At 56.5% G+C, this 21,998-nt stretch carries 24 protein-coding genes; 13 read left to right on the top strand and 11 right to left on the bottom strand.

Going from position 1 to position 21,998, the window contains the following annotated elements:
* Positions 1-128 precede the first annotated feature (128 nt).
* A complete protein-coding gene (locus AC2FLZ_RS13965; protein ID WP_480553410.1) occupies positions 129-419 on the top strand; it encodes a hypothetical protein in 291 nt (96 codons plus the stop codon).
* Positions 406-768, top strand: coding sequence for a Grx4 family monothiol glutaredoxin (gene grxD / locus AC2FLZ_RS13960; protein WP_496714477.1), 363 nt, complete (start codon positions 406-408; stop codon positions 766-768). Before AC2FLZ_RS13965 ends, grxD begins: the two co-directional genes overlap by 14 nt.
* Positions 769-774: 6 nt before the next feature.
* On the opposite strand, the gene AC2FLZ_RS13955 is transcribed toward grxD, so the two are convergent.
* From AC2FLZ_RS13955 to AC2FLZ_RS13945, 3 genes are read right to left on the bottom strand one after another with little or no spacing between them, the layout of a single operon-like run.
* Positions 775-1,122, bottom strand: coding sequence for an MliC family protein (locus AC2FLZ_RS13955; protein WP_480553408.1), 348 nt, complete (start codon positions 1,120-1,122; stop codon positions 775-777).
* A complete protein-coding gene (locus AC2FLZ_RS13950; protein ID WP_480472573.1) occupies positions 1,119-1,514 on the bottom strand; it encodes a cell division protein ZapA in 396 nt (131 codons plus the stop codon). The genes AC2FLZ_RS13955 and AC2FLZ_RS13950 overlap by 4 nt, the downstream gene beginning before the upstream one ends.
* Positions 1,514-2,257 carry a hypothetical protein gene (locus AC2FLZ_RS13945; protein ID WP_480553407.1) on the bottom strand — a complete coding sequence of 248 codons (744 nt, stop codon included), beginning with the start codon at positions 2,255-2,257 and terminating at the stop codon, positions 1,514-1,516. The genes AC2FLZ_RS13950 and AC2FLZ_RS13945 overlap by 1 nt, the downstream gene beginning before the upstream one ends.
* A 236-nt stretch (positions 2,258-2,493) precedes the next feature.
* Here AC2FLZ_RS13945 and tkt point away from each other — a divergent pair, with 236 nt between their 5' ends.
* Entirely contained in the window at positions 2,494-4,518 is a 2,025-nt protein-coding gene (gene tkt / locus AC2FLZ_RS13940) for a transketolase (protein ID WP_480553405.1), read from the top strand.
* A gap of 45 nt (positions 4,519-4,563) precedes the next feature.
* Here tkt and AC2FLZ_RS13935 read toward each other — a convergent pair whose 3' ends face one another.
* Positions 4,564-4,986: a hypothetical protein gene (locus AC2FLZ_RS13935; protein ID WP_480516907.1), complete on the bottom strand. Its 423-nt coding sequence runs from the start codon at positions 4,984-4,986 to the stop codon at positions 4,564-4,566.
* Positions 4,973-5,932: a DUF808 domain-containing protein gene (locus tag AC2FLZ_RS13930; RefSeq protein ID WP_480553404.1), complete on the bottom strand. Its 960-nt coding sequence runs from the start codon at positions 5,930-5,932 to the stop codon at positions 4,973-4,975. Before AC2FLZ_RS13930 ends, AC2FLZ_RS13935 begins: the two co-directional genes overlap by 14 nt.
* A 181-nt stretch (positions 5,933-6,113) precedes the next feature.
* On the opposite strand from AC2FLZ_RS13930, the gene gap (AC2FLZ_RS13925) reads away from it, so the two are divergent.
* The 3 genes from gap (AC2FLZ_RS13925) to gap (AC2FLZ_RS13915) all read left to right on the top strand — a co-directional run bounded on the left by gap (AC2FLZ_RS13925) (position 6,114) and on the right by gap (AC2FLZ_RS13915) (position 8,417).
* Positions 6,114-7,115 (top strand): type I glyceraldehyde-3-phosphate dehydrogenase, encoded by a 1,002-nt coding sequence (gene gap, locus AC2FLZ_RS13925; RefSeq protein WP_496822301.1) that lies wholly within the window; start codon positions 6,114-6,116, stop codon positions 7,113-7,115.
* A gap of 71 nt (positions 7,116-7,186) precedes the next feature.
* Positions 7,187-7,330, top strand: coding sequence for a hypothetical protein (locus tag AC2FLZ_RS13920; RefSeq protein WP_480472563.1), 144 nt, complete (start codon positions 7,187-7,189; stop codon positions 7,328-7,330).
* Positions 7,331-7,412: 82 nt separating this feature from the next.
* Positions 7,413-8,417, top strand: coding sequence for a type I glyceraldehyde-3-phosphate dehydrogenase (gene gap, locus AC2FLZ_RS13915; protein ID WP_480516901.1), 1,005 nt, complete (start codon positions 7,413-7,415; stop codon positions 8,415-8,417).
* Here the strand turns inward: gap (AC2FLZ_RS13915) and coaD are convergent.
* From coaD to AC2FLZ_RS13900, 3 genes are all read right to left on the bottom strand, one after another.
* The gene (coaD, locus tag AC2FLZ_RS13910; protein ID WP_480516899.1) at positions 8,414-8,908 is read right to left on the bottom strand and encodes a pantetheine-phosphate adenylyltransferase; all 495 of its coding nucleotides are present in this window, start codon (positions 8,906-8,908) and stop codon (positions 8,414-8,416) included. The two genes, gap (AC2FLZ_RS13915) and coaD, sit on opposite strands and share 4 nt — an antisense overlap.
* Before the next feature lie 85 nt (positions 8,909-8,993).
* On the bottom strand, positions 8,994-9,431 hold the full coding sequence (locus AC2FLZ_RS13905; RefSeq protein WP_480472559.1) for a CBS domain-containing protein: 438 nt from the start codon (positions 9,429-9,431) through the stop codon (positions 8,994-8,996).
* A 60-nt stretch (positions 9,432-9,491) separates the two neighbouring features.
* A complete protein-coding gene (locus AC2FLZ_RS13900; RefSeq protein ID WP_480476727.1) occupies positions 9,492-10,373 on the bottom strand; it encodes a LysR family transcriptional regulator in 882 nt (293 codons plus the stop codon).
* Between the two features lie 125 nt (positions 10,374-10,498).
* Here AC2FLZ_RS13900 and AC2FLZ_RS13895 point away from each other — a divergent pair, with 125 nt between their 5' ends.
* Together AC2FLZ_RS13895 and AC2FLZ_RS13890 are read left to right on the top strand one after the other, a co-directional pair.
* Positions 10,499-11,998 (top strand): CoA-acylating methylmalonate-semialdehyde dehydrogenase, encoded by a 1,500-nt coding sequence (locus tag AC2FLZ_RS13895; protein WP_209596112.1) that lies wholly within the window; start codon positions 10,499-10,501, stop codon positions 11,996-11,998.
* Positions 11,999-12,237: 239 nt separating this feature from the next.
* On the top strand, positions 12,238-12,783 hold the full coding sequence (locus tag AC2FLZ_RS13890) for a L,D-transpeptidase (RefSeq protein WP_480517736.1): 546 nt from the start codon (positions 12,238-12,240) through the stop codon (positions 12,781-12,783).
* A 68-nt stretch (positions 12,784-12,851) separates the two neighbouring features.
* On the opposite strand, the gene AC2FLZ_RS13885 is transcribed toward AC2FLZ_RS13890, so the two are convergent.
* Both AC2FLZ_RS13885 and AC2FLZ_RS13880 read right to left on the bottom strand, forming a co-directional pair.
* Positions 12,852-13,328 (bottom strand): fasciclin domain-containing protein, encoded by a 477-nt coding sequence (locus AC2FLZ_RS13885; protein WP_480516897.1) that lies wholly within the window; start codon positions 13,326-13,328, stop codon positions 12,852-12,854.
* A gap of 71 nt (positions 13,329-13,399) precedes the next feature.
* Positions 13,400-14,251: a class I SAM-dependent methyltransferase gene (locus AC2FLZ_RS13880; protein ID WP_480553390.1), complete on the bottom strand. Its 852-nt coding sequence runs from the start codon at positions 14,249-14,251 to the stop codon at positions 13,400-13,402.
* Between the two features lie 137 nt (positions 14,252-14,388).
* Here AC2FLZ_RS13880 and AC2FLZ_RS13875 point away from each other — a divergent pair, with 137 nt between their 5' ends.
* From AC2FLZ_RS13875 to AC2FLZ_RS13855, 5 genes are all read left to right on the top strand, one after another.
* Positions 14,389-15,504, top strand: coding sequence for a carboxylate-amine ligase (locus AC2FLZ_RS13875; RefSeq protein WP_480472551.1), 1,116 nt, complete (start codon positions 14,389-14,391; stop codon positions 15,502-15,504).
* Positions 15,505-15,614: 110 nt separating this feature from the next.
* Entirely contained in the window at positions 15,615-16,757 is a 1,143-nt protein-coding gene (locus AC2FLZ_RS13870) for an acyl-CoA dehydrogenase family protein (RefSeq protein ID WP_480493274.1), read from the top strand.
* A gap of 7 nt (positions 16,758-16,764) precedes the next feature.
* The gene (locus AC2FLZ_RS13865; RefSeq protein ID WP_480553388.1) at positions 16,765-17,805 is read left to right on the top strand and encodes an enoyl-CoA hydratase/isomerase family protein; all 1,041 of its coding nucleotides are present in this window, start codon (positions 16,765-16,767) and stop codon (positions 17,803-17,805) included.
* 3 nt (positions 17,806-17,808) lie between these two features.
* Positions 17,809-18,681: a 3-hydroxyisobutyrate dehydrogenase gene (gene mmsB, locus AC2FLZ_RS13860; protein ID WP_480493278.1), complete on the top strand. Its 873-nt coding sequence runs from the start codon at positions 17,809-17,811 to the stop codon at positions 18,679-18,681.
* Between the two features lie 107 nt (positions 18,682-18,788).
* Positions 18,789-19,112: a hypothetical protein gene (locus AC2FLZ_RS13855; protein WP_209504052.1), complete on the top strand. Its 324-nt coding sequence runs from the start codon at positions 18,789-18,791 to the stop codon at positions 19,110-19,112.
* A 16-nt stretch (positions 19,113-19,128) separates the two neighbouring features.
* Here AC2FLZ_RS13855 and uvrA read toward each other — a convergent pair whose 3' ends face one another.
* Positions 19,129-21,987, bottom strand: a complete 2,859-nt coding sequence (gene uvrA / locus AC2FLZ_RS13850; RefSeq protein ID WP_496882295.1) for an excinuclease ABC subunit UvrA — start codon at positions 21,985-21,987, stop codon at positions 19,129-19,131.
* Positions 21,988-21,998: the final 11 nt, after the last annotated feature.

Here is a 21,998-nt window from a genome sequence, read left to right as displayed (position 1 = left end):
TCAGCTCCTTGGCGATCCTGTTTTGTGATCTACCGAAGCTACTGAAACATGGGCCCAGATATTGGCGCGTCACAAGGAATATGAGACGGCGAAAACTCACACAGCGCGAAGGTTGAGAGTGCCCAATTATGAATGGCTTGTTGTTCTGGATAGGTTTATTTGCAGCATTGATAGTTGCCGCCGCGCTGATCGAAGCCTATGTCAAACGCAACCGAAAAAGAAAACTGTCCGATATGCGTCCGGATCCGGGTGAACTCAGCAAAATGGGCGGCCTTGAGAGATATGGGCTTGATCCGGTGAAAATGGCGCAGGCTGAACACCGGCAGCTTGAAACGGAAGGATGGGCACCCAGTTTGCCCAGTGATGGAACAATCCCCGCAGATGCGGATGAAAAGGGAAAACAAGATGACCGACGTTAAGACCCGGATCGACGAAACCGTCAAAGAAAACGATGTGGTGCTGTATATGAAAGGCACCAAGGAAATGCCGCAATGCGGGTTCTCCTCGCGCGTTGCTGGCGTGCTGAACTATATGGGCGTCGAGTACACGGATGTGAATGTTCTGGCCGACGAAGAAGTGCGTCAGGGGATCAAGGATTATTCCGACTGGCCAACTGTGCCCCAGCTTTATGTCAAAGGCGAGTTTGTTGGCGGTTGCGATATCATCACCGAGATGACCCTGTCGGGTGAACTGGATGCGTTGTTCGACGAAAATAATGTCGGCTACAACAAGGAAGCAGCCGACAAAATCCGCGAAGCAAACGCGTAATCCGGCCTACCGGCTGGAACAACCCCGATAGATCTCCTGCTCATTGGCGGCGCCCGCCGCCAAATAGCTAACCGACGCGTCCCACCCTTTCGAGCGCAGGATGTAGGTTCCACCTTCACCAAAGGACTCGTAGCGGATACCTGATCCGCTTTCGACCTGACGCATCACAACCAGAGAATTGTCCACCAAGGTTGCCGCTGCCCCTGTACTATCCGGTGCGTTGAAATAGGTGACAGGCAGCGGTATTCCGTTTTCGCAGGTGAAGGTGACAGACAGAATATCGATTTCGGCCAGTGCCGTTGTTGCGGGCATGACCAGCGCCGCAACACAGATGAATTTGCGCAGGACCTTCATCGTGCCTTTTTCTCCTCAACTACCGCGGCCAGCGCTTCGGCTCGTGCGGCCAGTTCGGCCAGCGTATCTGTAACAGATGGCGGAACCACAGCCACTTCGATGCGCTCAGGTTCGGGCGCCGGGGCGCTTCGCAGCGCCTGAAGCTCGGCTTCGGCTTCGGCCAGTTTCCCTTCGAGCGATTTGACCTTGTCCTCTGTTGCCGCAGTCTTGTCGGCCAGCATCAAGCCGGCCATCAGCAACATGCGGGATTCCGGCATACGACCGATCTGATCGGACAGCACCTGTGCCTCGTCGTCCAACACTTTGGCGGCAGCGTGCAGAAAGGGCTCTTCCCCGTCCCGGCAGGATACCTCAAAACCGCGCCCGCCGATATGAATGGTCACTTCGGGCATCACTCTACCTCACCTTCAACAAGTTTCGCCTGCGACAGCAGAGGTTCCAACCTTGCAAGAACTGCCTGCGCTTCGGCGGCGTCTGACGCCTGTGCTGCGCGCGTTGCTTCCAGTTCCGCGACGGTGGCCCGGTTCAGCAGCTCGGCATCTGCGACACCTTCGGCGGCGGCGGCGCGCAATTCCTCTATCGCAGTGCGCAACTGCTCGTTTGCCTTGCGCATCCGTTGCAGATCGTCGTCCAGTCGCGACATTGCAGCGCCGTGACTGGTCCGTTCAGCGCGCAGCATCTCAAGCTCGGCGCTCAGGTCGTCGACGCGGACTGTATCTGACAGTTCGTCCTTTAGACGGCTGTTTTCCGCTTTCAGCGCCTCCAGCTCGGTGCTGTTGTCCAATGCGGCCTTGGCTTCGGCCAATTCAGCGCGCGCGGCTTCGACCGTCGCGATTTTCGCACGGGCTTCTTCCAGCTCGGATCGCAGAGCGTCTGTTTCGGCTGTATTGGTCGGAGCGCTTCGCAACTCCTCAAGATCGGCTCTCAGCCCGTCCACTTCCTGTTCGTGCTGTTCCTTTAGGGTTCTCAGACGTTCCTGAAGCTGCGCGTTCGCAACTTTTTCATCTTCAAGCGCTGCCTGGAGGCCGTCATCCGGCCGGGCATCTACGGACGCGCCGCCCAATGCGTCGACGCCCGCTCCGATACGGTCCATCGCCGCAATAATGCGGTGCTGTAATTCCTCAAGTTGGCTCATGCCCCTGTCACCTCTTTATCAAGGTTCATTCTGTTGCGAAGCGATCCGAATCAAAATCGAATCCCGCCTGCCGCCAGTCTAACGGAATGCGACAGAAAATACCCACTGTTTGCTTTCAACTACTTGGACCACGCAGTTCACGCAATCCAAGCGGATAAACCCTGGTTCTGCTTGCACTTTGAGTGCTGAGTGGTATTGAGCCCGCAATCTGCTTTTTATCCAAAGGAACAACGCCCGTGGACCTGACTGCGCTGCGCAATGCCAACCCCGAACACTGGGACAAAGCTGCGGCCATCCGCACATTGACCCTTGATGCCGTCGCCGCTGCAAACTCCGGACATTCTGGTATGCCCATGGGCATGGCGGATGTCGCGACCGTCCTGTTCGAAAAGCATCTGAAGTTTGACGCCTCGGCCCCGAACTGGCCGGATCGTGACCGCTTCATCCTGTCCGCAGGCCATGGTTCGATGCTGGTCTATTCGTTGCTGTACCTTACGGGATATGAAGATGTAACGCTGGAGGAGATCAAGAATTTCCGCCAGCTGGGCGCAAAAACCGCAGGCCACCCAGAAAACTTTCTGGTCGCTGGTGTTGAAACCACGACCGGACCGCTGGGTCAGGGTATCTCGAACGCCGTGGGCTTTGCGATGGCCGAGGAAATCCAGCGCGCGCATTATGGCAAGAAGGTTGTAGACCACTATACCTATGTCATCGCGGGCGACGGCTGCCTTATGGAAGGCGTAAGCCAGGAGGCAATCACCCTGGCCGGTCGTCACGAGCTGAGCAAGCTGATCGTCTTCTGGGACAACAACAACATCACCATCGACGGCACCGTCGACATCGCCGACCGCACCGATCAGGTTCGTCGCTTTGCGGCCTCGGGCTGGCATGTGATCGAAATCGACGGTCATGACCCCAAGGCCATCGACGCGGCCATCGTTCAGGCGAAGAAGTCGAAAAAGCCGACCATGATCGCGTGTAAAACCCACATTGCTCTGGGCCACGCGGCGCAGGACACGTCAAAAGGGCACGGCGCGCTTACCGATGCGGATCAGCTGAAGGCCGCCAAGAAGGCTTATGGCTGGGTGCATGACGCGTTTGACGTGCCTGCCAATGTCAAATCCGCATGGGAAGCTATCGGTGCGCGTGGCGCTGCCGAGCGTTCGGAATGGGAAGCGCGTTTCGCACAACTGTCCGAGCGTAAGCAGGCTGAGTTCACCCGCGCCTATGCGTTCGAGGCCCCCAAGCGTCTGGCCGGAGCCATTCGCGCCTTCAAAAAGCAGATGTCCGAAGACCAGCCGAAACTGGCCACCCGTTCGTCGTCGGAGAAGGTCCTGAACGTTGTAAACCCGATCATGACCGAAACCGTTGGCGGTTCGGCGGACCTGACCGGGTCAAATAACACAAAATCGGCCGATATGGGCGTGTTCCTTCCGGAAAACCGCAAGGGTCGCTATATCCATTATGGTATCCGTGAACACGGCATGGCGGCGGCGATGAACGGCATGGCGCTGCATGGTGGTATCCGCCCCTATGGCGGTACATTCATGGCCTTCACCGATTATGCCCGCCCGTCCATGCGTCTGGCGGCGCTGATGAAGATCCCTTCGGTTTTCGTGATGACCCATGACTCGATCGGTCTGGGCGAAGACGGCCCGACCCACCAGCCTGTCGAGCATCTGGCGATCTCGCGTGCAACCCCCAACACTTTTGTCTTCCGCCCGGCTGACACCATTGAAACGGCCGAGGCATGGGAACTGGCGCTGACCTTCAAGGACAGCCCCTCTGTCCTGTCGCTGACCCGTCAGGGTGTTCCAACGGTACGTACCGAGCACAAGACCAAGAACCTGACCGCACAAGGTGCTTACGTTCTGGCCGAAGCAGAAGGTAAGCGTCAGGCAATCCTGATCGCCACAGGTTCCGAAGTGTCGCTGGCCATGGAAGCCAAAGCGATGCTCGAGGCCGAGGGCATCGGCACCCGCGTCGTCTCGATGCCGTGCATGGAGCTGTTCGCACAGCAGGATGAAGCCTACCGCAAGCGCGTCCTTCCGGCGGGTCCGGTCCGCGTTGGTATCGAAGCCGCGGTTCGCGCTGGTGGCTGGGATCGTTGGTTGCTGGGTGAACGTGGCCGCGAAGCCAAAGCCGGATTCATCGGCATGTCCAGCTTTGGTGCCTCGGCCCCTGCGGGAGAACTGTACAAGCATTTCGGCATCACCGCCGAAGCAACCGTTGCAAAGGTCAAGGAATTGTTGGGGCTGTAAATCAGTCCCACCTGATCGAGCAAAGGGCGGCCTTGGCCGCCCTTTTCATTTGGGTTCAGCCTTAACCCGAAGTGCAAGTTCTTCATAGGCTTTCAGAGCGTAATCCAATCGCAACTCATACCGTCCTTGCACCACCACTTTCTCAGGTTCTTGCAGGCCGAGACAATACAACGCTTGGCGAAGATGGGTTCCAGACAGCGGAACATAAGTAGCCGATTGACCCACTAAAGCGTTGTAAAAGCGTCCCCCGAACCAACGGCTACGCTCCTGCGCCCTGAAAGCGGTATCAACACGAAAATGCAAGAAACTGTACAGCTCGGATTCATCGAATGGGACTTCGTCGGCCGCAACACTCAAAGCCGATAGAATTGAGGATCTGCCGTTTAATCCGCGCGTGCCCACTTTTCGAATAAGCGGGCCATCGATCGTCGTGCCTAGACGGTAACGGGTCAATTCAGTGTTTCGCATTCTTACTTAACATTGGTGCTATGATCCGGGTTGCAACAGGGATCAAAACCAACCCCCAAGCTAAACCAAATACGCCATCCATCGTGGCCTTGGACACCCACTCAACCACACCAACCCATTGATCAGAGACAGAATGCCCAATGGTATAGGCCCACTCATGGATATGATGGCCCAACCATCCAAAGCCCAACACCTCCATCCCGTGGATGACGATCGAGCCCCCCACCCACAGCATCGCCGCTGTTCCGACAATAGACAGTGTTTTCATCACCCCGGGCATTGCCTTGACCAACCCTCGGCCCAGACCGCGACCGATAGGTGTCGGCGCGTTCTGCGCCAGATAAAGCCCAACATCATCCATTTTCACGATCAGAGCCACCGACCCATAGACGGCCACCGTCACGCCGATCCCCACAACGGCCAGCGTCGCGGCCTGCATCCATAGGTTCGGGGCTTCGATCGCCGCCAGTGCAATGGTCATAATCTCGGCAGACAGAATAAAATCGGTCTTGATCGCGCCCTTGACCTTCTGCTCTTCCAGATGGCCCGGGTCCCGGTTTTTCATATCCTCTTCAATTACATGGCTACCATGAGGAAACAGGACGTGAAAAATCTTCTCGGCGCCTTCAAAACACAAATATGATCCACCCAGCATCAACAGTGGGGTGATCAGCCACGGGGCGAAATTGGCCAGCAACAAGGCCACCGGCAACAGGAGTATGATTTTGTTGAAAACCGAACCGCGCGCGATACGCCAGATGATCGGCAATTCGCGCGCCGGGGCAAAGCCCTGAACGTATTTTGGTGTTACCGCAGCGTCGTCAATGATTACGCCTGCAGTCTTGGCCCCTGCCTTGCCTGCCGCAGCCACGACATCATCCACCGATGTCGCCGCGACCTTGGCGATCCCGGCCACATCGTCCAACAAGGCCAAAAGACCACTCATCGCGTTTCCTTTCCCGTTCGCTGCCGCATCCGGACCCTACCTGATCCAACGGCTAGCGCAAGCGTTAGCGCAACCGTCGCAGGTTTGCGCTAACACCTTAAAAATATGCCGTTTTTGCCCTTTTGAGATTCCCATTTCGCCGCTATATGGCCCTCAACGCAAGCGCATCAGGAGACGTCACATGACCATCAAGGTCGGTATCAATGGTTTTGGCCGTATTGGCCGCTGCACCCTGTCGCACATCGCCGCGTCGGGGCGTAACGACATCGAAGTGATCAAAGTCAACGCAACCGGCCCATTGGAAACCTCTGCGCATCTGCTGAAATATGACAGCGTTCATGGGCGTTTCCCGCGCGAAGTTTCAATCGAAGGCAACACGATGGATCTGGGTCGTGGCCCAATGCAGATGTTTTCGACCTACGATATGAATGAACTGGACTGGGAAGGCTGTGACGTCGTTCTGGAGTGCACCGGTAAATTCAATGATGGCACCAAGGCCAAAACACATCTGGATCGCGGTGCGGGCAAGGTGCTGCTGTCCGCCCCCGGCAAAAATGTGAACAAGACCATCGTTTTTGGTGTGAACCACAACACCCTGACCGCAAATGACAACATGGTGTCGAACGGCTCTTGCACCACCAACTGCCTGGCCCCGCTGGCCAAGGTGCTGGACGAGGGTGTCGGCATTGAACATGGCATCATGACCACCATTCACGCCTATACCGGAGACCAGCCCACGCTGGACCGTCGCCACAGCGACCTCTATCGCGCCCGCGCTGCCGCAATGTCGATGATCCCGACCTCAACCGGTGCTGCCAAAGCTTTGGGTGAAGTTCTGCCAAACCTGAAAGGCCGTCTGGACGGGTCTGCCATCCGGGTCCCTACCCCGAATGTTTCTGCGGTTGACCTGACGTTCCGTGCGTCGCGTGACACCTCGGTGGCTGAGATCAACGCAATCGTCGAAGAAGCGGCCAAAGGCCCGATGCAGCGTGTTCTGGGATATGAGCCCGCGCCTCTGGTATCAACCGATTTCAACCACACCGAAGAAAGCTCGATCTTCGCACCCGACCAGACCCGCGTCGTCAATGATCGCATGGTGCGCGTGCTGGCCTGGTATGACAACGAGTGGGGCTTTTCGGTTCGCATGGCAGACGTAGCCGTCGCCATGGGCCGTCTTAACTGACCCTTCGGACTTCGCTTGTACGTTGGTGCCCGCTCAGGTTAACTGAGCGGGCATTTTCATTCGGAACCGACATGAACAATCAAATTGCTATGTGGCTTGGCGTCCTATTGCTTGGGGGCATGATGCTGGACGTGGCCTTGTATGGTACCGAGCACATTTTGTTCCTCGGTAAGAAGCTTTACGACTTTCTGGACTGGCTCGCTTTTTGGCGATGACAGAGGTTTTTCTTGACATTTCTCTTGATCTGTAATTGTTAGCGCTAACTAAAATAACTGTGATATTTGTACGGAGCGAACCATGACCCTGAAACTAGCGATCAACGGATTTGGACGGATCGGGCGCGGGGTTCTGCGCGCGGTGATGGAAAGCGGACGTACAGACGTTGAGATCGTCGCGATCAACGACTTGGGCAAACCCGACATGAACGCGCATCTGTTCGAGTTTGATAGTGTTCATGGCCGTTATCCCAACCCTGTCACGCTTACAGACGCCGGCATGGATGTGGGGCGCGGCCCGATCCGTCTGAGCAGTGAGCGTAATCCCGAAGACCTGCCTTGGTCTGATATCGACGTTGTTCTGGAATGCACCGGGGTTTTCCGCACCCGCGAAGCAGCGGAACGTCACTTCAAGAACGGATCGCGGAAAGTCCTGATCTCAGCCCCTGCACGGGGTGACGGCGGTGTGAAAACCATCGTCTTTGGTGTCAACGATAACGAACTGACCGCCGACGATCTGATCGTTTCGAACGCATCCTGCACCACGAATTGCCTTTCTCCGGTTGCCGCAGCTTTGGACGCTGGTCTTGGCATCAAACATGGCAACATGACCACCGTTCACGCCTATACCGCCAGCCAGCCTGTGCATGACACGGTTGGAAAAGACCCCTACCTGTCGCGCGCCGCAGCCCTGTCGATGATCCCTACCACAACCGGTGCAGCCGCCGCCGTGGGGCTGGTACTGCCGCAACTCAAGGGCAAATTGACGGGTCAGGCCATCCGGGTACCCACCCCGAACGTTTCGGTCGTTGATCTGGTTGCCGAGGTTTCGCGCCCAACGACCGAAGATGAGGTCAATCAACTGTTCATTGACGCCGCGGCAAAGATCCCCGGTGTTCTGGCGGCGGAAAGCCGTCCTCTGGTCTCGGTCGATTTCAACCACGACTCGCACAGCTCTACGGTGTCACTGGCGGAAACCAAAGTCACCGACGGCACGCTGGTTCGCGTGCTGGCCTGGTATGACAACGAATGGGGCTTTTCGAACCGGATGCTGGATACGGCCGCCGCGATGGGCGCCCTAGCCTAACCGCTTAACCGCTCACGCAGTGCGGCATTGACACGGGGCGTGACAAACTTTGACACGTCCCCGTTCAAGCGGGCAATTTCTTTCACCAGTTTTGAAGCAATCGCCTGATGGCGTGCTTCGGCCATCAAAAAAACAGTCTCGATCGAGTCGTCCAGTGCGCGGTTCATACCAACCATCTGGAATTCATACTCGAAATCCGCGACAGCGCGCAAACCGCGTACAATGATCTGCGCACCGACATCCCTTGCGCAATCGATCAAGAGATTTTCGAAGGGATGAGCGATGATTTCCGTGCCGGTTTGTTCGGTCAGTTCGGCGCATTCGGCCTCGATCATGGCGACGCGCTCTTCCAGCGAGAACAACGGGCCTTTGTCCCGGTTGATGGCGACGCCAATGACCAGTTTATCCACCAATGCCGCCGCCCGGCGAATGATATCGATGTGCCCTATGGTGATAGGGTCAAATGTTCCCGGATACAAACCAACCCGCATCGCGCCCTCCTGCGCAACAAAATTTCTGCGCAAGCAAACACAACTTTGCTGCAGGTGCAAGTGATTGCTTTGGCACCCCTTGCTGTTAGTGCCCCATTATCATGCCTTCCAGAGCGTCTTTTTCCATCGCCAGTTCGGCCAGTTGGGCCTTTACCACGTCACCAAGTGTGACGATGCCGATCAGTTTACCGTCTTCGACAACCGGCATATGGCGAAAGCGCCCTTCTGTCATGCGGGCCATGATATCCTGAACTGAGGCCTGACGCGTCGTCGTGATCAGATCCTGCGTCATGTAGGATTTTACAGGCTGGTCGAGACAGCCGCTACCGCTGGCGGCAAGCTCGCGGACGATGTCGCGTTCAGACAGAATTCCAATAGCGGTTTCTCCGCCATCGTCCGAAATAACAACCGTCCCGATCCGCTTTTCCGCAAGAATTTTCGAGGCTTCTGAAACTGTCGCCGTTGGCGCCACCGTTACAACGCCGTTTGTCGCTTTGGACGTCAGGATAGCCTGTACCAACATGAAGAATTCCTCCGGAATAATAACACTTATTCCAAAGCGTTGCGCGATTGTGGCGACCTGTCAAGCACCGGCATCTGCTTCCAATCGAAGCACTTCCTCGCGAATGCCGCGCGTTAGGGCATCGGCAAAGCGGTTCAGCCGTTCATTGCGCTGATCTCCTTCATGCCGGACCAGATAGAAACTTCGTGTCAGACTCACTTGATCCGTCAGGATTTTCCGTAGCCCCGGATGGAACGGCAACGTAAAGTCATGTGCCACGCAAACGCCTGTTCCCAAACTGACCTGCCGCAATTGCACCGAGACCGAGTTCGATGCAAGCGCGACACGGTCAACCCCAATATCGTTCAGGTAATCCAGTTCGCGGTCAAAGATCATGTCAGGGATGTAACCGATCAACCGGTGCCCCTTGAGGTCAGCGACCGAGTGGATTGGTTCGTGACGTTTCAAATATTCATCGGTCGCGACCATGTGCAGTTTGTAGTCACTGACTTTCTTGACCAAAAGCTGCCCTGCGGTTGGCGCGCTGACGGTCACGGCCATATCGGCCTCGCGACGGGACAGGTTGATAACCCTCGGCAGAGCCAGAATCTGAATATCCAGTTCCGGATTTGAATCACTGATCCTGGCACAGACTTGGGGCAACAGGTAATTTGCGCTGCCATCTGGTGCGCCGATCCGGATTTGTCCGCTGAGTGATTTCGTGGATCCGGCCACAGCTCCGGCCGCTGCGCGCATCGCCTCTTCGGCATGCAACCCATGCTCCAACAGGCGCTGCCCTGCCGGTGTCAGGACATAGCCCTGCTGCGACTTGGTGAACAACGCAGAATCCAGCGTCGTTTCCAATCGCGCAACACGTCGCCCCACGGTGGCGGGGTCGATTTTCAGGATACGACCAGCGGAGGAAAGACTTTCCTCGCGCGCCACGGCCAGAAAGATCCGCATATCATCCCAGTTTGGAGTCACACCGCTTCCTTTTGCATTTTTGCAAAACTCTTTTGAGACATTGCCTCTGTTCGCGGGATTTCTGCAAGCCTATTGTGCGCACAAATCTATCGGAGGAGTTATTGATGCAAGATCTGACCCATTTCCTGAACGGCGAAATGGTCGCCGGTACATCCGGTCGTTTCGACAACGTCTACAACCCGGCAACGGGCGAGGTTCAATACAAGTGCCCGATGGCAAGTGCTGCGGAAACCACGGCGGCGATTGAGGCCGCAGCCGCTGCCCAACCGGAATGGGGCGCAACCAACCCTCAGAAACGTGCACGTGTCATGATGGCAATGGTCGGCCTGATGAACCGCGACATGGACAAACTGGCCGAGGCACTAAGCCGCGAGCACGGCAAAACCATCCCCGATGCCAAGGGCGACTTGCAGCGTGGTCTGGAAGTGATCGAATACTGCATCGGTGCACCGCAGATGCTGAAGGGTGAGTTTACAGACAGCGCAGGCCCCGGCATCGACATGTATTCCATGCGCCAACCGCTAGGTGTCGTGGGGTCGATCATGCCCTTCAACTTCCCTGCGATGATGCCCCTGTGGCATGTCGGTCCTGCACTGGCCTGCGGTAACGCCGTTGTTCTGAAACCGTCCGAGCGTGACCCCTCGGTTCCGCTGATGCTGGCCGAACTGTTTGTCGAAGCCGGTCTGCCCAAAGGCGTGTTCCAGGTCGTGAATGGCGACAAAGAGGCCGTTGATACGATCCTCGACAGCGAGATCATTCAGGGCGTCAGCTTTGTGGGGTCTACCCCGATCGCGCAGTATATCTATAGCCGCGCCACAGCAAACGGCAAACGCGCGCAGTGTTTTGGTGGTGCCAAGAACCACATGATCGTCATGCCGGACGCCGATCTGGATCAGGCCGCCGACGCGCTGGTCGGTGCCGGGTTTGGCGCAGCTGGCGAACGCTGCATGGCAATCTCTGTTGCGGTTCCCGTTGGTGAAGAAACCGCGGACAAGCTGATCGAAAAGCTGATCCCACGCGTCGAAAAGCTGAAAGTAGGCCCCTACACCGCTGGTGACGATGTCGACATGGGCCCTGTTGTAACCGCCGCCGCGAAAGAACGTATCCTTGGCCTGATCAATTCGGGTGTCGAGCAAGGCGCAAAGCTGGTTGTCGATAACCGCGACTTCAGCCTGCAAGGTTATGAGGACGGTTTCTTTGTCGGCCCGCACCTGTTTGACCATGTCACTCCGGACATGGACATCTACAAACAAGAGATCTTTGGCCCGGTTCTGTCGACTGTCCGTGCTGGTTCCTACGAAGAGGCGATCGGCCTGGCGATGGACCACGAATACGGCAACGGCACAGCGATCTTTACCCGCGACGGTGACACAGCGCGCGACTTTGCAAGCCGGATCAATATCGGCATGGTGGGCATCAACGTTCCGATCCCCGTTCCGCTGGCTTATCACACTTTTGGTGGTTGGAAAAAATCCATGTTTGGTGATCTGAACCAGCATGGCCCGGACAGCTTCAAGTTCTACACCCGCACTAAAACAGTGACCGCACGTTGGCCGTCCGGCATCAAGGAAGGTGGCGAGTTCAACTTCAAAGCCATGGACTGATTTCAGCCTGCACGACCATGGAACCCGGCCCCATTCAGGGCCGGGTTTTCGCATCTTTCCGCCGACCAGCGTTCAAATTCCCCACGCTCACAAGAAATTCAGGTGCGTCGCTCTGGAAAATTGCGTCCAATGGAAATATCTTGCCGCCAAATACACAGCGAGCAGTGAACTTACCGGAGGCAACCTTGTCCCAATCCCGAATAACCCGTCGTTCCGCCCTACTGGGCGTTGCATCTCTGATGGCGACCCCCGCCCTTGTTCGGGCACAAAGCACTGATGCTTTCCCGCAAACCGAAGACGCGATCAGCACACAGTTGCCGGTACGGCGCAATGTGTCGTCCTTCTCGCAGCAAAACTGGCAGGACCATTTTGATGAGCTGGGCGTAGGCTGCCTGTTGGCCGACATTACCAGCCGCGCGGTTCACTATTGGGCGCCGGATGGCACCTATAAGCTGTACCCCAGCTCTGTGCCCATGAGCGAAGAGCTTACAAAACGCGGCTACACAAAAGTTGTGCGCAAGACCGAGTTTCCAAGCTGGACACCGACTGCCTCGATGCGCGAGCGTGACCCCAGCCTGCCTATTCGGATCGATGGCGGTGATCCCGGAAACCCGCTGGGCACCCGTGCAATGTATTTGGACTGGCCCGCTTACCTGGTTCATGGCACGCATGACACCCGCAAGATCGGCCGGCAGAGTTCGTCTGGCTGTATCGGCCTTTACAACCAGCATGTCGAAGAACTGTATCCGCTGGTTAAGGTCGGCACACAGGTTCGTTTGATCTAATCTACCAGCTCAGAAAAGCAAAAGCCCCGGTCATACGCCGGGGCTTTGATCTCTTTAGGAACAGAGCGTCATTCCGGCAGGATAACAGCGTCGACCACGTGGATCACGCCATTGCTGGCTTCAATGTCTGCCTGTATGACCTTGGCGTCATTCACTTTGACGCCGTTTTTGGCATTCACGCTAAGCCGATCACCCTGAACAGTCAGAACCTTGGCGCGCTTGCCAGCAATGTCGCCGGACATCACTTTGGCTGGTACTACATGGTATGTCAGGATCGATACGAGTTGATCCTTGTTCTCCGGCAACAACAACGTTTCCACCGTGCCTTCGGGTAGTGCGGCAAAGGCTTCGTCTGTTGGGGCAAAGACGGTGAATGGACCTTTTCCTTTCAAGGTATCTACCAAACCTGCGGCTTGAACTGCGGCCACCAACGTGTTGAACGATCCGGCTGCTACAGCGGTATCAACGATATCTGCAGCCTGCGCTTTGAGCGGCATGGCAAATGCAAATGCGGCGGCGGCACCCATAAAAGTACGACGAAACATGGCTGTCTTCTCCTCTCCAGCTTGTTATGGAAAGGGATACGGGGCTTTCGTCACGCCGGATCAGTCTGAGATCATTTTTCTTTTAGCTGCACCCACATGCTTTGCGCGCGACCTTCAGCCAAAAAGGGCAAATCGGCGACGGCATCGGGTCGATCCTGTTGCAAGTAATATCCCGGCCAAAGCATTGAATACGCGCCAGATTGCAGCAAGGCGTGCAGCATGTACTGCTCACCCCAACCCGGGCAATCATAGAAGAACCGCTTGGGGTATTCGTAGGGCAGAAAAACATCGTGCACATGGATCACCACTCCGGGCTTCAGTGTTGGAATGATGCGGCAAAAAAGATGAGCTACGTCGTTGCTCATCCGCACGACGTGGCTGGAATCAATAAACAGGATGTCGCCGGCTTCCAGCTCTGAAAACAGCGCCGGGTCGGCCTCCTCCAGCCGTTTTTGTTCGAACCGATCAACAACATGGGCAATGTCAGCGCGGGGATACGGATCGATTGCCGTAATTGTGGTGTTAAACCCGCCATCGATGACCGCCTGCCGGGTTACTCGGGTCGAGTTACCGCATCCAACCTCGATCACCCGCCGGGGCTGAAAGCGGCGGATCATCAGATACAAGGCATCCGCGTCCGGGCTGTCGTAATAGCCGTTTCCGGTACGATAGCCAGTCTGATTGCGCTCTGGATCCTTCAGCGCCTCTAGCGCATTCTTGTGCATGGCGTATTCACTGGCCAGCTGCGAAATATCAAACCCATCCATCCCCGGGGACAAAGCATAGACGGGGCGCGTCAGACCTCCGGCAGCCTCAAAAGCTTCCAACCGTGTGCGCTCATCCTGTTCGGTGACCTTGTCGACCAGTTTCACACCCAGCTCATCCAGGGCGGCGTTGATCTGCGGGAATTTTCTGGGTTTCAAGTCGCTGGCTCCGTAGTCTTTGCTGCGATGTTCCTTACCTTTGCTAGTCGTTCCTCTGCAAGGACAAGCCGGGCAAACCCTTGGCAAAAAGAAAATTTCCGTATTCACTGATCGAAATAACTACCGCGAGGGCCGCCATGCAGCAGGAATTCACGATCGGGATCGAAGAAGAATACCTTCTTGTAGACCGCGACAGCCTCCAATTGTCCGAAGCCCCCGAAGCGCTGATGGAAGCCTGTCAGAATGATTTCGAAGGTCAGGTCAGCCCCGAATTCCTGCAATGCCAGATTGAAGTCGGCACCCGCCCGCATGCAACCGTTGCTTCGGCGCGCGAGGACCTGAAACGCCTGCGGTCCTGTGTATCAGAACGGGCAGCGGATTATAATCTGTCGCCAATTGCCGTGTCGTGCCACCCTTTCGCAAACTGGAAGGATCAGCATCACACCCGCAAAGAACGCTATGATGCGCTGCAACATGCGCTGGGGGGCGTGGCCCGCCGGATGCTGATCTGCGGAATGCATGTTCATGTCGGGGTTGAAAGCCAAGCATTGCGTTCTGATCTGATGCCGCAATTGTCTTACTTCCTGCCGCATCTTCTGGCGTTGTCCACGTCCTCGCCTTTCTGGAATGGCGAGGATACGGGCCTGTCTTCGTACCGCCTGACTGTCTTTGACAATTTGCCGCGCACTGGTCTGCCGCCGGTCTTTGCAAGCTGGGGCGAATATGAACGCACGACAGGTATTTTGATTGAACTGGGGGTCATTGAAGATACCACTAAGATCTGGTGGGACCTGCGCCCCTCGCATCGCTTTCCAACGCTTGAAACGCGGATTATGGATGTCCAGCCAAGGTTGGAGCACACGCTTTCACTTGCCGCCCTTATTCAGGCGTTGACCAGAATGTTGTGCCGCTTGAAAGATCGCAACTTGCGCTGGCGGCAATATGATCGCTTTCTTATAGGTGAAAACCGCTGGCGCGCACAGCGATATGGTGTGGGCGAAGGATTGATCGACTTCGGCGATCGCTCGATCAAACCCATGTCTGATTTGATCGGTGATCTGATGGGATTGCTGGCCGAAGATGCCGAGGCACTGGGCACAATGTCGGAACTGGCCCGCCTGCGGCAGATTGCCGAAAACGGCACCTCGGCCACACGCCAGCGCCGCGTTCACGCCGAGGCTGCCGCACGAGGAGAAGATCCCGGCAAGGCCGTCGTACGCCACCTGATCGAAGAGTTCCATGCGGATCTTTAGGCACTAACGACAACAGCCCCGTGCCCAGAGCCATTGTTGAACCTGCAAAATTTCTGTAAGAATTCAGAAATAAACAACTGTTCAATTCATTGCCGATGGGAGGGAGCGCCATGGATTTCGCACTCAGCGAGGAACAAACAGCCATTTTCGATATGGCACATGCCTTTGGGCAGGAACATATCGCCCCTTTTGCCCGGCAATGGGAGGCTGATGGAACGATCCCCAAAACCTTGTGGCCCCAAATCGGAGAGCTTGGCTTCGGTGCCCTTTACGTGTCAGAGGCTAGCGGTGGGTCAAACCTGACCCGTCTGGATGCAACCCTGGTTTTTGAGGCCTTATCGATGGCCTGCCCGTCGGTCGCAGCCTTCCTGTCGATCCATAACATGTGCGCCAAGATGCTCGACAATTTTGCCGACGATGACCTCAAGGCGCGCATTATGCCCGATGTTCTGAGCTTGAAAACTGTGCTGAGTTATTGCTTGACCGAGCCCGGCTCTGGATCGGATGCGGCGGCGCTGAAAACACGTGCCGAACGAACCAATGAAGGCTATACGCTGAACGGAACAAAAGCCTTCATTTCAGGCGGCGGATATTCCGACGCTTACGTCTGCATGGTGCGTACCGGTCAGGATGGACCCAAAGGGATATCGACCGTTTACGTTGAAGACGGCACGCCCGGACTCAGCTTCGGCGCGCTCGAGCAGAAGATGGGCTGGAAAAGCCAACCCACCGCGCAAGTTCAGTTCGACGATTGCAAGATACCGGCCGGAAACCTTGTGGGCACGGAAGGAGACGGGTTCAAATATGCGATGATGGGGCTGGATGGCGGGCGGCTTAACATTTCGGCCTGTTCCCTTGGGGCCGCTCAGGCGGGGCTGGACATGACGCTGCAATACATGTCTGAACGTAAGGCTTTTGGCCAATCCATCGACCAGTTTCAGGCCCTTCAGTTCCGTCTGGCGGATATGGAGATCGAATTGCAGGCCGCGCGTACGTTCCTTCGGCAGGCAGCCTGGAAGCTGGATCAGGGCGCATCCGATGCCACGAAGTTCTGCGCTATGGCCAAGAAATTCGTCACTGAGACCGGATCGAAAGTGGTGGATCAGTGCCTGCAATTGCATGGTGGTTATGGCTACCTTGCTGATTACGGCATCGAAAAGCTTGTGCGTGATCTTCGTGTGCACCAGATATTGGAAGGCACGAATGAGATCATGCGTGTGATCGTATCGCGCCAGTTGCTTGCCAATCGCTGAGGCATCCATGTCAGATATCGATATCCGCACCACAGGCCGTGCCGGGCGTATCACCCTGACCCGTCCTCATGCGCTGAACGCGATGACCTATGACATGTGCATGGCCATCGACACAGCGCTGCGCAACTGGCGCGAGGACGATGAGATTGACCTGATCATCCTGGACGCCGAAGGGGAAAAAGCCTTCTGCTCGGGCGGTGATATTGCTGAACTTTATGAAACCGGCACCAAGGGCGATTTCTCTTACGGTCAGAAATTCTGGCGTGACGAATACCGTCTGAATGCCCTGATCTTCGAATATCCAAAGCCGGTCATCAGCTTTCTTCAGGGGTTCGCGATGGGCGGCGGTGTTGGCATCGGATGCCATGGCAGCCATCGCGTTGTAGGTGAAAGTGCAAAGATAGCCATGCCAGAATGCTCCATCGGACTGGTGCCGGATGTCGGCGGCTCTTTGATGCTGGCCCTTGCACCCGGACGCACGGGTGAGTTTCTGGGGACAACGGGCTATCGAATGGGGCCTGCGGATGCGATCTATGCAGGGTTTGCCGATCTTTTCATCCCACAATCACAATGGTCCGATCTGATCGAGCTGCTCGAAGCCTCTGGAAACGCTGAACTATTGGCTGACCATGCTGATACACCGCCTGTTGGTGAATTGGCGAACTTGCAGGCCCAGATCGATCAGCATTTTTCCGGTGAAACCCTTGGCGACGTTCTGAACAGTCTGCACAGCGACGACAGTGAGTTTTCGGAAAAAACTCTGGGCATACTGAGGAAGAACGCGCCGCTTTCCGTGGCCTGCACGATCGAGATTCTTCACCGCCTGCGCACCCCTTCTCTGACCATACGCCGAGCTCTGGAGATGGAGTATCGTTTCACCTACCGCGCGATGGAGCATGGAGATTTTCTGGAAGGTATCCGCGCGCAGATCATCGACAAGGATCGCAATCCGAACTGGCAGTTTCCTGACATGAACGTCCCTCTGGTTGCCGTGTCGAAAATGCTTCAGCCCCTGGGTGCGGACGCCCTGACTTTCGAAGAGGATTAAGAGATGCAAATCGGTTTCATCGGACTGGGAAACATGGGCGCGCCAATGGCGGCCAATCTGGCAAAAGCCGGTCATAAGGTACTTGGCTTTGACACAGCGGGCGTGACGGTTGACGGGGTTACTCCGGCCGAAACCGCTTCGGAAGCCGTCGCAGCGGCCGATGCTGTCATCACGATGCTGCCAAACGGTGCGATTCTGAGGGCCGTTGCCGATCAAATCATTCCCGCAATGGCACAAGGTGCCGTGTTAATCGATTGCTCGACGGTTGACGTGGAAAGCGCGCGGGCAGTTGCGGATCAGGCCATCAACGCCGGACTGTTGTCCGTAGACGCGCCGGTTTCAGGCGGCATCGGTGGTGCTGCGGCTGGCACGCTGACCTTCATGGCTGGCGGATCAGAGGCCGCGTTTGCCAAGGCATCCCCCCTGTTCGACATCATGGGGCAGAAAGCTGTTCACTGTGGCGAGGCCGGTGCCGGCCAGGCCGCCAAAATCTGCAATAACATGATCCTTGGTGTCACCATGATCGCAACCTGTGAAGCCTTCGCCCTAGCCGACAAGCTTGGTCTGGACCGGCAGAAGATGTTTGACGTGGTAAGTACGTCGTCCGGATACAGTTGGACGATGAACGCCTATTGCCCTGCCCCCGGTGTCGGTCCGCAAAGCCCGGCGGACAATGGGTACGCCCCCGGTTTCGCGGCCGAGCTTATGTTGAAGGACCTGCGCCTGAGCCAGCAGGCGGCAGAGAGTGCAGATGCAGATACACCGATGGGTCAGGTTGCCACCGCGCTTTATGAGCAATTTGTCGAGAATGAAGATGGCAAGGGACGCGATTTCAGTGCCATGCTGCCACGGTTCGAGAAGCGCGGGCGTGAATAAGACAACTGGCGGCATCTTGCCCAACGATTTGACAGATGTTGGGCAAGCGACCATCTAGGCAGTCATGAACAAAAGGCCCGGCTGGCCAAATCGCAAAGGACGGCGACATGACGAGATTTTTGGTGACGACGGCAACTCTGGCGGCTTTGGCCCTTTCCCCGGTTGCCGCGGTTGCAAAGAATAAGGCCGGGCATTGCCCTCCGGGTCTGGCCAAGAAATCCGTTCCCTGCGTGCCGCCTGGTCAGGCAAAGAAAATCTATCGCGATGGTGACTTCATTACCAACGACTACCGTTGGATCAATGACCCCTATCGCTATGGGTTGAACCGAAACTACTCATATGTCCGTGCGGGTGATTACGTGTACCGGGTCGACCCCGAGACACGCAAAGTCCTGAACCTGATTGGCGCAATCGCGGATATCCTGAACTGAGGCCGCGTCTGGGCACTTATTCTGCCGCGACGCGCGCCCCTTTCAGCATCGGCTTCAGGTATCGCCCGGTGTGGCTGCGCTCAACATCGGCTATGTCTTCCGGTGTTCCGGTGGCGACGATTTCGCCACCGCCATCACCACCTTCAGGTCCAATGTCGATGATATGATCCGCAGTTTTGACCACATCCAGATTATGTTCAATCACCACCACAGTATTGCCCTGATCGACAAGTTCGTGCAGCACTTCCAGCAGCTTGCGCACATCTTCGAAATGCAGACCTGTTGTCGGTTCGTCGAGAATATAGAGCGTACGTCCAGTTGAACGCTTCGACAGTTCCTTTGACAGCTTTACCCGCTGCGCCTCGCCACCTGACAACGTCGTGGCTTGTTGACCCACCTTGATATAGCCAAGACCCACACGAGCAAGGGCGTCCATCCTGTCCCGGATTGACGGCACGGCCTTGAAGAACTCCTGCGCATCTTCCACTGTCATATCAAGCACATCCGCGATGGATTTGCCCTTGAACTTGATCTCAAGCGTCTCGCGGTTATACCGCGCGCCTTTGCAGGTTTCGCAAGTCACGTAGACATCCGGCAGAAAGTGCATCTCGATCTTGATGACACCGTCACCCTGACATGCCTCGCACCGCCCGCCTTTGACGTTAAAGCTGAAGCGACCCGGTTTGTATCCGCGTGCCTTAGCCTCGGGCAGACCGGCAAACCAATCTCGGATCGGGGTGAAGGCGCCAGTATAAGTCGCCGGGTTTGAACGCGGCGTTCGCCCAATGGGTCGCTGGTCGATGTCGATGACCTTATCGAGGTGTTCCAGCCCCTTGATGGTTTCACAGGGTGCTGGTGTCTGACGTGCTCCGTTCAGCCGCATTGACGCGGTTTTGAACAATGTCTCAATGGTGAGGGTGGATTTACCCCCGCCAGACACTCCGGTGACACAAACGAATTTGCCCAAGGGGAATTCGGCTGTGACATTCTTCAGGTTGTTGCCTGTGGCCTTGACCACCGTGACTTTCTGCTTCTTGCCTTTACGGCGCTGCACCGGAACTGCGATTTCACGCGTTCCTGCAAGGTACTGCCCGGTAATGGAGGCCGCATCCGCCGCGATTTGCGCAGGCGTTCCATGACTGACCACCTGCCCGCCATGTACACCTGCTCCCGGACCGATATCGAAAACATAGTCAGCTTCACGGATGGCTTCCTCGTCATGTTCTACAACGATCACCGTATTGCCCTGATCCCTCAGGTTCTTGAGCGTATCCAGAAGCCGGTCATTGTCTCGCTGATGCAGCCCGATCGAAGGCTCATCCAAAACATAGAGAACCCCGGTCAGCCCCGAGCCGATCTGACTGGCCAGACGAATACGCTGGCTCTCGCCACCTGACAGTGTTCCGCTTGAACGGGACAGCGTAAGATATTCCAAACCAACGTTATTCAGGAAACCAAGTCGCTCGCGAATCTCCTTGAGAATGGCGCGGGCAATTTCGTTTTTCTGGGCGCTCAGGTGGTTGGGCGCGTCTTCGATCCACGCCAAAGCCTCACGGATCGACATCTGCACCACCTGCCCCACATGCAGCCCGGCGATCTTTACCGCCAGCGCTTCGGCCCGAAGCCTGTAACCTTCGCAGGCGCCGCAGGGACGATTGTTTTGATATCGTTCAAATTCCTCACGAATCCATGCGCTGTCGGTTTCGCGGTACCGGCGTTCCATATTCGGGATCACGCCTTCAAAACTGCGGGTCACCTGATAGACGCGCCCACCTTCGTCGTACCGGAACTGAATTTCATCATCCCCGGACCCACGCAGAAAGACCTCCTGCACATTATAAGGCAGGTCTTTCCAGGGCGTGTTCTTGTCAAACTCGTAATGGCGCGCAATGGCCTCGATGGTTTGTAGGAAATAAGGGGATTTACCCTTGCGCCATGGGGCCAAAGCACCATCGTAGAGTTTCAGCGTCTGGTCCGGCACCACCAGGCGTTCATCGAAAAACAACTCAACTCCAAGACCGTCACAATCCGGGCAGGCACCAAAGGGCGCGTTGAACGAAAACAGGCGTGGTTCGATTTCGGGAATGGTGAAACCGCTGACCGGGCAGGCAAAATTCTCGCTGAATGTGATGCGTTCCGGATCACCCACACGCGGGGCAGTTTCCAATATGGCAATCCCGTCCGCCAGATCCAGAGCGGTGCGCAGGCTGTCGGCCAGGCGCGTTTCCATACCTTCCCGCACAACCAGTCGATCAACAACCACATCGATATCGTGACGGAATTTCTTATCCAATACAGGCGGTTGATCCAGTTCGTAGAACTCTCCGTCCACCTTGACGCGCTGGAAACCCTGTTTGCGCAGCTCCAGGAATTCTTTTTTGTACTCACCCTTCCGATCGCGCACGATGGGGGCCAGAAGATAACCGCGCGTACCGTCTTCCATTGTCATGATCCGGTCGACCATGTCCTGCACCTGCTGCGCCTCAATCGGTTGCCCGGTGGCTGGGCTGTAGGGCGTTCCGGCGCGGGCAAACAGCAGACGCAGATAGTCATAGATCTCGGTCACCGTGCCCACAGTTGAACGCGGATTCTTGGACGTCGTCTTTTGTTCAATCGAAATTGCCGGAGACAGGCCGCTGATATGATCGACATCCGGTTTTTCCATCATATCCAGGAACTGCCGGGCATAGGCCGAAAGGCTTTCGACATACCGGCGCTGGCCTTCTGCATAGATGGTGTCAAACGCCAATGAGGACTTCCCCGAACCCGACAATCCAGTTATGACCACCAACTGATCCCGAGGGATATCAACGTCTATACCTTTGAGGTTATGTTCGCGCGCGCCGCGCACCTCGATATTCTTCAGCTCAGCCATATGCGGCCCCC

It is taken from the genome of Ruegeria sp. YKSF131 (assembly GCF_059612645.1).
Note: the sequence above shows the minus strand (reverse complement) of the source record. Positions and strands in the feature narration are given on the sequence as shown.

Excerpts from the sequence above, each read along its gene's own strand:
- AC2FLZ_RS13965 (WP_480553410.1), top strand. The coding sequence starts at position 129 with ATGAATGGCTTGTTGTTCTGGATAGGTTTATTTGCAGCATTGATAGTT.
- grxD (WP_496714477.1), top strand. The coding sequence starts at position 406 with ATGACCGACGTTAAGACCCGGATCGACGAAACCGTCAAAGAAAACGAT.
- AC2FLZ_RS13955 (WP_480553408.1), bottom strand. The coding sequence starts at position 1,122 with ATGAAGGTCCTGCGCAAATTCATCTGTGTTGCGGCGCTGGTCATGCCC.
- AC2FLZ_RS13950 (WP_480472573.1), bottom strand. The coding sequence starts at position 1,514 with ATGCCCGAAGTGACCATTCATATCGGCGGGCGCGGTTTTGAGGTATCC.
- AC2FLZ_RS13945 (WP_480553407.1), bottom strand. The coding sequence starts at position 2,257 with ATGAGCCAACTTGAGGAATTACAGCACCGCATTATTGCGGCGATGGAC.
- AC2FLZ_RS13935 (WP_480516907.1), bottom strand. The coding sequence starts at position 4,986 with ATGCGAAACACTGAATTGACCCGTTACCGTCTAGGCACGACGATCGAT.
- AC2FLZ_RS13930 (WP_480553404.1), bottom strand. The coding sequence starts at position 5,932 with ATGAGTGGTCTTTTGGCCTTGTTGGACGATGTGGCCGGGATCGCCAAG.
- gap (WP_496822301.1), top strand. The coding sequence starts at position 6,114 with ATGACCATCAAGGTCGGTATCAATGGTTTTGGCCGTATTGGCCGCTGC.
- AC2FLZ_RS13920 (WP_480472563.1), top strand. The coding sequence starts at position 7,187 with ATGAACAATCAAATTGCTATGTGGCTTGGCGTCCTATTGCTTGGGGGC.
- gap (WP_480516901.1), top strand. The coding sequence starts at position 7,413 with ATGACCCTGAAACTAGCGATCAACGGATTTGGACGGATCGGGCGCGGG.
- coaD (WP_480516899.1), bottom strand. The coding sequence starts at position 8,908 with ATGCGGGTTGGTTTGTATCCGGGAACATTTGACCCTATCACCATAGGG.
- AC2FLZ_RS13905 (WP_480472559.1), bottom strand. The coding sequence starts at position 9,431 with ATGTTGGTACAGGCTATCCTGACGTCCAAAGCGACAAACGGCGTTGTA.
- AC2FLZ_RS13900 (WP_480476727.1), bottom strand. The coding sequence starts at position 10,373 with ATGCGGATCTTTCTGGCCGTGGCGCGCGAGGAAAGTCTTTCCTCCGCT.
- AC2FLZ_RS13895 (WP_209596112.1), top strand. The coding sequence starts at position 10,499 with ATGCAAGATCTGACCCATTTCCTGAACGGCGAAATGGTCGCCGGTACA.
- AC2FLZ_RS13890 (WP_480517736.1), top strand. The coding sequence starts at position 12,238 with ATGGCGACCCCCGCCCTTGTTCGGGCACAAAGCACTGATGCTTTCCCG.
- AC2FLZ_RS13885 (WP_480516897.1), bottom strand. The coding sequence starts at position 13,328 with ATGTTTCGTCGTACTTTTATGGGTGCCGCCGCCGCATTTGCATTTGCC.
- AC2FLZ_RS13875 (WP_480472551.1), top strand. The coding sequence starts at position 14,389 with ATGCAGCAGGAATTCACGATCGGGATCGAAGAAGAATACCTTCTTGTA.
- AC2FLZ_RS13870 (WP_480493274.1), top strand. The coding sequence starts at position 15,615 with ATGGATTTCGCACTCAGCGAGGAACAAACAGCCATTTTCGATATGGCA.
- AC2FLZ_RS13865 (WP_480553388.1), top strand. The coding sequence starts at position 16,765 with ATGTCAGATATCGATATCCGCACCACAGGCCGTGCCGGGCGTATCACC.
- mmsB (WP_480493278.1), top strand. The coding sequence starts at position 17,809 with ATGCAAATCGGTTTCATCGGACTGGGAAACATGGGCGCGCCAATGGCG.
- AC2FLZ_RS13855 (WP_209504052.1), top strand. The coding sequence starts at position 18,789 with ATGACGAGATTTTTGGTGACGACGGCAACTCTGGCGGCTTTGGCCCTT.
- uvrA (WP_496882295.1), bottom strand. The coding sequence starts at position 21,987 with ATGGCTGAGCTGAAGAATATCGAGGTGCGCGGCGCGCGCGAACATAAC.